At 69.5% G+C, this 9,296-nt stretch carries 8 protein-coding genes and 1 pseudogene; 4 read left to right on the top strand and 5 right to left on the bottom strand.

Going from position 1 to position 9,296, the window contains the following annotated elements:
* Positions 1–137 precede the first annotated feature (137 nt).
* Together AB0G14_RS33895 and AB0G14_RS33890 are read left to right on the top strand one after the other, a co-directional pair.
* Positions 138–446 (top strand): hypothetical protein, encoded by a 309-nt coding sequence (locus AB0G14_RS33895; RefSeq protein WP_357704594.1) that lies wholly within the window; start codon positions 138–140, stop codon positions 444–446.
* Between the two features lie 168 nt (positions 447–614).
* The gene (locus AB0G14_RS33890; RefSeq protein WP_357704592.1) at positions 615–944 is read left to right on the top strand and encodes a hypothetical protein; all 330 of its coding nucleotides are present in this window, start codon (positions 615–617) and stop codon (positions 942–944) included.
* 167 nt (positions 945–1,111) lie between these two features.
* Here the strand turns inward: AB0G14_RS33890 and AB0G14_RS33885 are convergent.
* Positions 1,112–1,315, bottom strand: a pseudogene (locus AB0G14_RS33885) (XRE family transcriptional regulator); the annotation flags it as partial.
* A 217-nt stretch (positions 1,316–1,532) separates the two neighbouring features.
* Between AB0G14_RS33885 and AB0G14_RS33880 the strand changes: the two are divergent.
* Positions 1,533–2,156, top strand: coding sequence for a biotin transporter BioY (locus AB0G14_RS33880; protein WP_357704590.1), 624 nt, complete (start codon positions 1,533–1,535; stop codon positions 2,154–2,156).
* Positions 2,156–3,607, top strand: a complete 1,452-nt coding sequence (locus AB0G14_RS33875) for a nitronate monooxygenase (RefSeq protein ID WP_357704588.1) — start codon at positions 2,156–2,158, stop codon at positions 3,605–3,607. Before AB0G14_RS33880 ends, AB0G14_RS33875 begins: the two co-directional genes overlap by 1 nt.
* On the opposite strand, the gene AB0G14_RS33870 is transcribed toward AB0G14_RS33875, so the two are convergent.
* From AB0G14_RS33870 to AB0G14_RS33855, 4 genes are all read right to left on the bottom strand, one after another.
* The gene (locus AB0G14_RS33870) at positions 3,604–4,677 is read right to left on the bottom strand and encodes an acetylxylan esterase (RefSeq protein WP_357704586.1); all 1,074 of its coding nucleotides are present in this window, start codon (positions 4,675–4,677) and stop codon (positions 3,604–3,606) included. The genes AB0G14_RS33875 and AB0G14_RS33870 overlap by 4 nt on opposite strands.
* Before the next feature lie 121 nt (positions 4,678–4,798).
* Positions 4,799–6,619: a hypothetical protein gene (locus tag AB0G14_RS33865; RefSeq protein WP_357704584.1), complete on the bottom strand. Its 1,821-nt coding sequence runs from the start codon at positions 6,617–6,619 to the stop codon at positions 4,799–4,801.
* Positions 6,620–7,044: 425 nt separating this feature from the next.
* Complete coding sequence (locus tag AB0G14_RS33860) at positions 7,045–7,368, bottom strand: WYL domain-containing protein (RefSeq protein WP_357704596.1); 324 nt, start codon at positions 7,366–7,368, stop codon at positions 7,045–7,047.
* Positions 7,369–7,751: 383 nt separating this feature from the next.
* A complete protein-coding gene (locus AB0G14_RS33855) occupies positions 7,752–8,948 on the bottom strand; it encodes an SGNH/GDSL hydrolase family protein (protein ID WP_357704582.1) in 1,197 nt (398 codons plus the stop codon).
* Between the last annotated feature and the right edge of the window lie 348 nt (positions 8,949–9,296).

Raw genomic sequence — 9,296 nt, 5'->3', positions numbered from 1 at the left:
GAACACGTGATCGGCAACTCCCGCACGCCCCGAACCACTCAACATCAAAATGATCAACTAGCGATCGCCGTCAACTGCGTCGGTGGATCGAGGCTGAGGCCGGAGTGGAGAGGCAGTTGGATAGTCCCGATATATCCATGATCGTGGAGTCCTACAGATATCGCCTGTTCGTCAGGGGGATGTGGTTTGCTTGGCTCTTCCCGGTGACGGCCTTGTTGATGCTGCTGGTCCGTCTTGGAGTCGCAGAGAGCGTTCTTGTGCCGATCGTGATGCTGCTCTTTGTCGCCATGGCGCTGGGGATCATGGTGGGCTGGATTGGCGCGGTTCTCCTGGTGCGGGATACCTCTCGCTATTCCGGCGCAGCGAGAGGCAACGTCGACACCCGGAAGGTCGGAGCTCTCATCCGGCAGGCAGCTCGGGATATCTGCAATCTCCGCAGGTGGTGACGAGTCCTCGCCTGGGTGACCAGATGAGTGACGACGGGCGCGGACTGTGGCGGACGAGCGGGGACGAACCTGCACTGTTCCCGCAGGCCACGCTTGCTGCCAGTGCAAGCCAGTGAGCCGTGCTGGTTCTTTCACACCGAAGCAGCCGGCGTCGGGAAGAATGCGGCCGTGAGTTGGGAGGAGTTCTTGTGGCATATGGAGCACCGGCTGGGCATGTACGTCGGGCGACCGACGTACGAGCGAGCGTTCTCGGCCCTGACGGGATTCGCCCTCGCGCGTGGTCAGGGCGAGCTGGCGGCGTTCCAGGAGTGGATGTCTGCCCGTCATCCTGGCAGTCCTCTGGTCTTCTCGTCTTTAGCGCTCGCCGAGACCTTCGGTGTGGGTGCCACCGAGGACGGCCTTGTCAGCGACGACGACCACAAGCGCGCCGTCTCGAACCTTTGCCGGCTCTTTCGGGAGTTCTTAGGGCAGCATGCGTCGACCGCGCAACACCACTAGCGGCGTTGGCCCTGTTGCTGTCGACAGCAACGGTGACAGCAGCCAGCCGGGACGAGGACAGCCGGCGACGGCCGAGCGTGAACCTCCGCCCGAGGTCGCGTACGCGGACAGAGGTTGCCGGACGGAGCGCTCAGAACTTACAAGCGAGGGGTCGTGTCCCTGGTGGTTCATCTTCGCTGTCGGGCGGCTTTCTCGGCTTCGCGAAGGACGAGGCCGAGGGATTGTGAGCGGCGGTCGGTTGGTAGAGCTACCCAGGCACGTCGGGCAGGTGCCAATCCGCCGGGTCCGTCGCCGGCTTTGGCCATCATGAGGGCGCGGTGGAGTTCGATGTGGGTGGCGAAGCGGGTCAGCGAGGCGGGCCGGAGGCGGTCGTGGCGCTCGGCGAGCTGAGGGCGACGGGTCCGACAGGCAACCGAGGGCGGGACCTACGGCCCTGCCGTATCGAGTTGATGCGCCCCAGGATTCGCACAGCGCGTCCGTCGCTGTCGGTCTGGTCGCCGCGCGGCGGCACGTCCCGGTCGTGACAGGACGAGCGGGGTGGAAAAACGGCGCCCGCGCCAACTGGACGCGGCGGCAGGAGGGACGAGGATGGCCGAAGGCGTGGCAGGTGCGGCGGTGTATCGCCGCAACCCGGGAGTGTTGGCGGATCTGTGGGGCCGATCCGTTCCGCGTGACGTGGTCCTGGTCGTCGGCGCTACCGCCATGACGGGGGCCGCGGCACAGATCGCGCTCCCGGTGCCGGGGTCACCGGCGCCGATCACCGGGCAGACCTTCGCCGTTCTGCTCGCCGGGGCGGCGCTGGGACCGACCCGCGGGGCGGTCAGCATGCTGCTGTACGTCGCAGCCGGCGGATTCGGCCTTCCGTGGTTTGCCGGCGGCGCGTCCGGGTTCGGCACCGCCACTCTCGGCTACCTACTGGGCTTCGTGCTCGCCGCCGCGCTCGTCGGCCGGCTCGCCCTGGCTGGCGCGGACCGACGGCCGTGGCGCACCATCGGCATGATGGCGGCCGGCAACACGCTGATCTACCTGGTCGGCGTGCCGTGGCTGGCCGTCGCGACGGGTGTGGGCCTGCCCAGAGCGCTTGCCTTGGGATTTGTTCCCTACCTGATCGGGGACGTGCTCAAGGCGGTGCTGGCGGCCGGCCTGCTGCCCGGGGCCTGGCGGCTACGGCAACAGTTGCTCACACGCGGCACCAACCGGCGGGACCGTTGATGGCCGGCGAGACGGCTCCGGCCGTCATCCAGGGCGGCATGGGGGTCGGCATCTCCGGTTGGCGGCTGGCGCGGGCGGTGGCGGCCACCGGGCAGCTCGGTGTGGTCTCTGGCGTCGCCCTCGACGCGCTGCTGGCCCGGCGCCTGCAGCGCGGCGACGACGGCGGTCACATCCGTCGGGCTCTCGGCCATTTCCCGGTCCCGGCCGTGGCGCAACGGTTGCTGGACCGGTACTTCGTGCCCGGTGGGCGGCCCGAAGACGAGCCGTTCCGGCCGGTGCCGCGGCTGCGGCTGCGGCCCGGGCACCACGGGCAGGAACTGTCGGTGGTCGCCAACTTTGTCGAGGTCTTCCTGGCAAAGGAAGGCCACGATGGCCCGGTCGGGGTGAACTACCTGGAGAAGATCCAGCTGGCCACGCCAGCGGCGGTGTACGGCGCCATGCTGGCCGGCGTCGACTATGTGCTGATGGGCGCCGGGTTGCCCACCGAGATACCGCGCCTGCTCGACGCCCTGGCCGCCGGCGTCCCGGCGCGGCTGTCGGTCGCGGTGGACGCCGCCGCGCCCGGCGAGCAGCACCAGCTCGCCTTCGACCCGCGGGACCTGTTCGGCGAGGCGCCCCAACCGCTGCGGCGGCCGCGGCTGCTGGCCATCGTGTCGTCCGCCACGCTGGCCGCCTACCTGGCCCGCGATGAGAGGACCCGTCCGGACGGCTTCGTGCTGGAGAGCCCGGCCGCCGGCGGGCACAGCGTCCGGCCCCGCGGCCCGCTGACCCTCAGTGTCGACGGCGAGCCCGTGTATGGGCCGCGGGACCGCCTGGATGTGGCTAAGGTGGCGAGCCTGGGTCTGCCGTTCTGGCTGGCCGGCGGGCAGACCGACCCGGAGCGGCTGAGCGCCGCCCGGGCCGCGGGCGCCGCGGGGGTGCAGGTAGGGACCGCGTTCGCGCTGTGCCGCGAATCGGGCCTCGACCCGGCCATCCGACGACGGATGCTGCGGGACGCGGCCCGCAACGCGCTCGTCGTACGCAACCACGCCACGGCCTCCCCGACGGGGTTTCCGTTCAAGCTGGTTCACCTGCCCGGCACCGCAGCCGACGAGCAGGTCTACGCCGACCGGCCACGCCACTGCGATCTGGGATACCTGCGTACGCCGTACCGCCGCCCGGACGGCAGGGTCGGATACCGCTGCCCCGCGGAACCGGTCGACGAGTACGTACGCAAGGGCGGGTCGGTCGACGACACGGTAGGCAGCCGGTGTCTGTGCAACGGGCTGGTCGCCACCGTAGGGCTCGGTCAGCGGCGGCCGGACGGCTACGTCGAGCCACCGCTGGTGACGCTCGGGCAAGACCTGGCCTTCCTCCCGCACCTGACTCGCCGAGGTGACGACTACACCGCCGCCGACGTCATCGCGTATCTGCTCGGTCCGACGGCACCGGGTAACCAGATCCCAAGCTAAGGCCTGTCGCCGAGGTGCTGTCCGAAGAAGCGCTGGCTCGCCGTGACGAGTTCCTCGTACTCGGTCTGGCTGTCGGCGTGCGGGAAGTGCCCCGCGGTCAGCACGTGTAACTCGCGCGGCCCGGCCAGGCCGTTGTGCACGGCGAACTGGCCCGGTGGCGGCACCGCGGGGTCGAAGAGGGCGGGCGCGACCAGTGCCGGGATGCGCAGCCTCGTCGCGGCCGTGGCGGCGTCGAAGTATCGCAGGACCCGCGTCACTCCCGGGTGTTCACGGTGGTATGCGCGGACGGACTCGCCGCTGCCCACGCAGGGGAGGGTGAGCCGCAGCGGGTGGTTGCCGAAGGTGGGCACGGCCAACCGGGCTGCGGCGAAGCGGTCGTCCCAGGGGAGGGCCAGGGCGCCGATGCCGCCGCCGAAGCTCTCGCCGAGATAACCCAGGCGCGGGCCGGCGGGCAGGTCGAGACTCGGCACCAGTTGCAGCAGCGCCGACGCCGCGCACCACAGGTCGGCGACGCAGTCTCCGATGACGTACCGGTCCCGCGAGTCGATGCCGTGCAGCACGTGTCCGTCGGCGTGGTCGGGTATGCCCGGCAGCAGGCTGCGCGCGCCCATGCCGCGTACGCAGGGAAGGATCGCCGCCGACCGAGGCAACGGCAGTGGTACGGAGGGGCCTGGCTCCTGACGGCCGCCATACCCGTGGCCGATGACGAACCCGTGCCCCGCCGACTCGGCGGGCAGCACGAGCCATCCGCCGATGCGGACGCCGCCCACGGACGAGTAGGTCACTCCGAAGATCCGTACGCCGTCGCGTTCCTCTTCCAGGGGACCGATGGCGGGATCCGTCGCGACCTGCCGCGCGGCGTCGTGTCGAGCGCGCCAGAACTCGTCGAAGTCGGCGGGTGCGGCTGGTGCCGGGACGCGGAGCAACTGGTCGAGGCGGTGACCGTAGCTCGGGTCGAAGGGGAAGTCGTGCTCGAGCCGAACGGCGGCGCGTTGGCGGGCGTCGGTGTGCCGGGCGCCGTCCGGTACGTGCGGTAGCGCCGGGTCGATGTTCTGGCGTTCGTCCCGCAACAGGTCTCCATCCGGATTGCAACCTCTGGTGGACGGGCCCGCCGTGATCCGGCGGGCCCGTCCATCGCACCGCCTACCGGGTCGCGTCCGGCGGCGGGTCGGTCTACGTGCCCAGTTCGGACTACTTCTTGGGCAGCGGGAAGCGGGTCAGGTCCATGCCGTGCATGCCCCAGGTCGACTTGCCGGCCGGGGTGAAGTGGAACGCCGGGTTGTTGTACCAGCCGCGCGGCACGTTGTCGTACAGCGTGGTCACCGCGCCGCCCGGGACGGTCGGCAGCTCGCAGATGTCGTTGGTCCAGTGCACCCAGGAGAACACCCGGCCGTCGACCCCGTTGAACTGCCCGTACCCGCCGAGGTCGCCCTCCATCACGATGGTGCGGGTGTGCAGGTCGTAGGCGAACCAGGCGCCGCGTGGCCGCCGGCCCATGGCGTAGAGCAGGTTGCCCACGACGTGCAGGCTCTCGTACGACTGCCAGTCCGGCTTGATCTCCTCGCGCCACAGCAGCGTACGGGTGACGATGTCGACGGCCGCCACCTGCGCGACCTTGCGGATCGGGCCGGTGGTGCCCTCGCCGTAGGTGTCGCCGGCGATGTAGGCGGTGGTGCCCTGCACCACCACGTCCATGACGCTCTGCTCGGGCAGGAACTCGCGGTGCGCGTCGAAGGCGTTGGTGGTCAGGTCGACGAAGGTCAGCGCGCCGGTGTGCTTGGTGGTCTGCGGGCTGGACGCCACGATGAGCTGGTTGCGCGGCCGGTCCACGACGATCCGCTTGGTGCGCAGCTGTTCGTTGCCGAGCAGGCCGAGCACCTTGATCTCGTAGTTGTCCGGGTCGACCGCCACGATCTGCGTGCTGGGGTAGAGGCCGGCGTAGACCACGCCGGCCTGGCCCTCGGCCATCGCCTTGACCTCGCCGTTGATGTCGAACCGGTCGTTGGTGCCGGCCTCGGTGCGGTGCACGGTCATCGCGTAGTGGCCGCCGACCCAGATCGTGCCCCGGGTGTGCCGCATCATCGACTGGATGGTCTCCGGGTAACCGAAGCCGCGGGTGGCGGTCTGCCACACGCTGGCGGTGCCGCCCGGCGTCGTCTTCCAGACGTGTCCCAGCCCGCTGACCCCGAGCAGCGCGCCGCCGGGCAGCGGGGCGAGGAGCGCGTTCTCCACGTCGGCGAGGGGCTGGCCGACCTTGACGAGCCCGTCGGCGGTGACCTCGTACAGGTTGGTGGTGAGCCGGGTCAGCGCGTACACCTTGCCGTCGCTGCCGACGGTGACCTGGTCGACGTAGCGGTCCTCGGCGGGGATGTCCCGGGAGACCCGGTTGGAGCCGTCGCGGTGGAAGGAGATGAGCTGCCGGCCGCTGGCCACGTAGACGACGCCGTCGGAGACCGTCATGTCGAGGATGCCGACCGGGGAGGCGCTCAGGTGCGGGGTCAGGTTGGTGGGCGCGCCGCCGGCCTTCGGCCAGGCCAGCAGCGTGCCGGGTGCGGCCGACCCGCCGTAGACGTACTCGTCGTCGACCGCCACGGCCGCCGCGTACTGGGAGGTGGAGATGCGGCCGTACGTCTCGATCGTCGCGTCGGCGAGGCGGATCCGCTTGACGGTGCAGTCCGGGTACGTGCCGATGTAGAGGTGCTCGCCGTGCACGACCATGTCGTAGTACCAGGTGGTGCTGCCTCCGGCGCGGGCCCAGGCCGCCAGCTCCTTGGTCTGCGGGTCGAACCGGTAGACGTACGCGCTGCCGGCGGGGCCGATGTAGACGTACCGGCCGTCGGCGGCGAGTTTCTGCCCGCCGTTGCTGGGGATGGTGAGGTCGTCGATGCCGCGCATCTCGCCGGTGTTGACGTCGAACTCGCCCAGCCGCATCTTCCCCTCGGGCGTGTTGAACCGGGAGGTGATGAAGACGCTGTCGCCGATGACGGCGGCACCCCGGACGGCGGCGGTCAAAGAGGCAGGACCGAAACTCGTGGGAGTAAGCTCCTGCTCGTCCTGCGCGAACGCCGGGCCGGCCACCGCCCCGTGGCCAACTGCCAGTGCGGCGCCAGTGAGGGCACTACTCGCGAGGAGCGAACGACGGCTGAGGGGCATGGTGGCTCCGTTCGTCTAGGTCATTACGGCCCGGACCTTAATCACACTGTAATGGGTCGTCAAGGATACGTTCGGGTCATCCGGCGGCAGGCTGCCGACGGGGAGCGGCAAGTCGGCGCAACCGGCCCGAATCGATGCCGCCAAGGCTGGAGAGCCGAGGCACGACCGGGCCGTCCAGAGTCGCGCCGCCAGGGGTCGTCGGCGGGCCGGGCGGCATGGTCAGGTGGCGCGGCGGCAACGGCCACCGAGGGCGCGGATCGCGTCAACGAGTTCCGGCGGACCGGTCACGGTGAAGTCGACGCCCGACCGAGGTGACCATCCAGGCCAGGTCCGCGGCCGACTCGGTGCCCAGGGTGCAGCAGGCAGGTGTCGTCATCGACGGGATCCACGGCACCCATCCCCAGCCACGCCAGGTCGACCACGGTCGCCGCCGGCCGGTGCATCGTGACGGTCGCCCGCACGGCCCACGGTCCGCTGGACAGGTGCGCGGTCACGTCGCCGTCGGGCGGTCCCTCGGGGGCGAACCGCGGCCCGGTCGGGAGCCGGGTGCGCAGCCGGTCGACGCGGAACGTGCGCCAGGCGCCCCGGTCGGTGTGGCCGGCGACCAGGTGCCAGTGCCGCCCCCAGTTGACCAGGGTGTGCGGCTCTGGAGGCGGCCTGATCTCGTCGATCCCGATGATCTGGCCGGTGACGGTTTAGGTGATCGCGATGCGGGCACGACGGTCGATGACCACGACGGCGCCGTGCGCGACCGAACGGCCGTCGCCGATGACACTCGTGACGGGCAGCCGCCGGCCGCGCACGGCCAGCCGGCGTTGCGGTGGGCCGTGAGACTTCCGGTGAACGAGCGTCAGCACCTCACACCTCACCGGAGGTCTTTCCATCGAACCCGAGCCGCCGCGCCGTCAACAACGCTTCTGGCTACTACACCTGGCGCGGGGAGAAGCCGCGCCCACCCCCGCGGCCAAACGGTCCTCGGCCACGGTGGGCGTCACTGCGCCATTGCCAGGACGGGCCGCAGGACCCGCTCGTAGGCGTCGCAGTAGCGAACCATTCCAAGGTCGCTGGGGTGCGATCCGTCCACCTCGCCCTCTCCGTCGTCGCCGACCAGGTTGTCGCCTTCGAGATAGAACAGATGTTTGATGCCGGAGGTGCGCAGGTTCATGTACGCGGCGTGTAGGGCAGCGCGGCTGCCGGCGTGCCGCTGCCGGGACGACTCGACGAAAGTGGCATTCGCGTAGGTCCGGTCCTCGACGAGCAGGATCGGAGTGTCAGGTCGTGCGTCGCGGAGCAGGCGTACGAGCGGCTCGGTACGCTGTGCAACCAGGGCCGGAGCCATGTTGGGAAGACAGTCGATCACATAAACCGACGCGTCGATTTCAGTCAGCAGTTCGCCGACCGGCAGATCCATCGTGCCGTTGCCGGAAAAGCCGAGATTGATCGTCGGGCAGTTGAGGCGCCGGCCGAGGATCGCGGTGATCGACATGCCTGGGCGTGACGAAACCCCGCCCTGCATGATGGAGGTTCCGTAGAAGACCGCAGGCCGTTCGGTGCGCGGTTGCACTCCTTGGAAGGAGGCACTCGGATCCACGCCGATCTGGAGAGACTCGACGCCGTTGTAGAGCGGAAGGTAGGCGGTGTAGAGCCGGCGACCAGGGTCGACCCCGCTCACGAGACGTTGCTCCACAAGCTGCGTCGCCGGTTTCGCCCCAGCGAGCCAGCGGTCGACACCTGAGCTGGTTCGCCCGTAGATATCCAAGCCGCTCATCCCGGTCGCGGGCATGTGGAACATGTCCAGTGCCGAGGAGTCCAAGCGGTAGCGGGCGTGGAAAACAGTCGAGTCAGTCTCGAATCGGGTCAACATCCCGGCGGAGTCGCGGCTCAGATCCCACACCGCCGATCGGACCGTTGATCTGGCTCTGGCGGGAAGGCGATCGTAGAAGCGCTCCGTGTCCTGCCAGCCCTTGCCCTCCACGCCCCATTGGGCGACGTCGTACCAGGCGATCCCGTTCTCAATGGTGGGAGTCACATCGATTTTGGTGAGTGTTGGTTGGCTCGAGGCTGTTCGAGTCTGAGTGGCGGCTTGACCGTAGGCTGGCTGGTTGAGCGCGGCGGGTGCGACCAGAGTCGCGCCCCCGACCCCAGCCAGATGGAGAAGGCGCCTGCGGCTGATCGGTGGTTGCTCCATCTTGGCTCCTCTGTGGCTGTTGCGCTTGAAGGCACCGGATACGGCACGCTAGGCCGGCACTCTCGGCGAGTGAAGGGCATGGATCCCATCAGGGCGATGAGTGGGCGGTGGCGGGCGGCAAGCGGCACCTTGCCGAAGTCGAGTGGTAGGCGACGCGCGGCGAGCAGCTTCTGCCATCCCTGACCGAGTCGCGGTCGAGTCGGCGGAACTGAGCTGGCTGCAGGCCGGGTTGCGAGGCTGCCTTCGCTACGTCCTAGTGTCCTGAGTCGTTGGAAGCTTTATTGATCCGGGTGCAGTAGTTGGCGAGATTGTCGAGGATCTGGTCGGCGGTTTTGGTCCAGACAAGGG

Source organism: Micromonospora sp. NPDC023814 (genome assembly GCF_040639595.1).
Classification (GTDB): Bacteria; Actinomycetota; Actinomycetes; order Mycobacteriales; family Micromonosporaceae; genus Micromonospora.
This window is presented reverse-complemented; position numbering and strand designations above follow the sequence as displayed.

Excerpts from the sequence above, each read along its gene's own strand:
- AB0G14_RS33895 (WP_357704594.1), top strand. The coding sequence starts at position 138 with ATGATCGTGGAGTCCTACAGATATCGCCTGTTCGTCAGGGGGATGTGG.
- AB0G14_RS33880 (WP_357704590.1), top strand. The coding sequence starts at position 1,533 with ATGGCCGAAGGCGTGGCAGGTGCGGCGGTGTATCGCCGCAACCCGGGA.
- AB0G14_RS33875 (WP_357704588.1), top strand. The coding sequence starts at position 2,156 with ATGGCCGGCGAGACGGCTCCGGCCGTCATCCAGGGCGGCATGGGGGTC.
- AB0G14_RS33855 (WP_357704582.1), bottom strand. The coding sequence starts at position 8,948 with ATGGAGCAACCACCGATCAGCCGCAGGCGCCTTCTCCATCTGGCTGGG.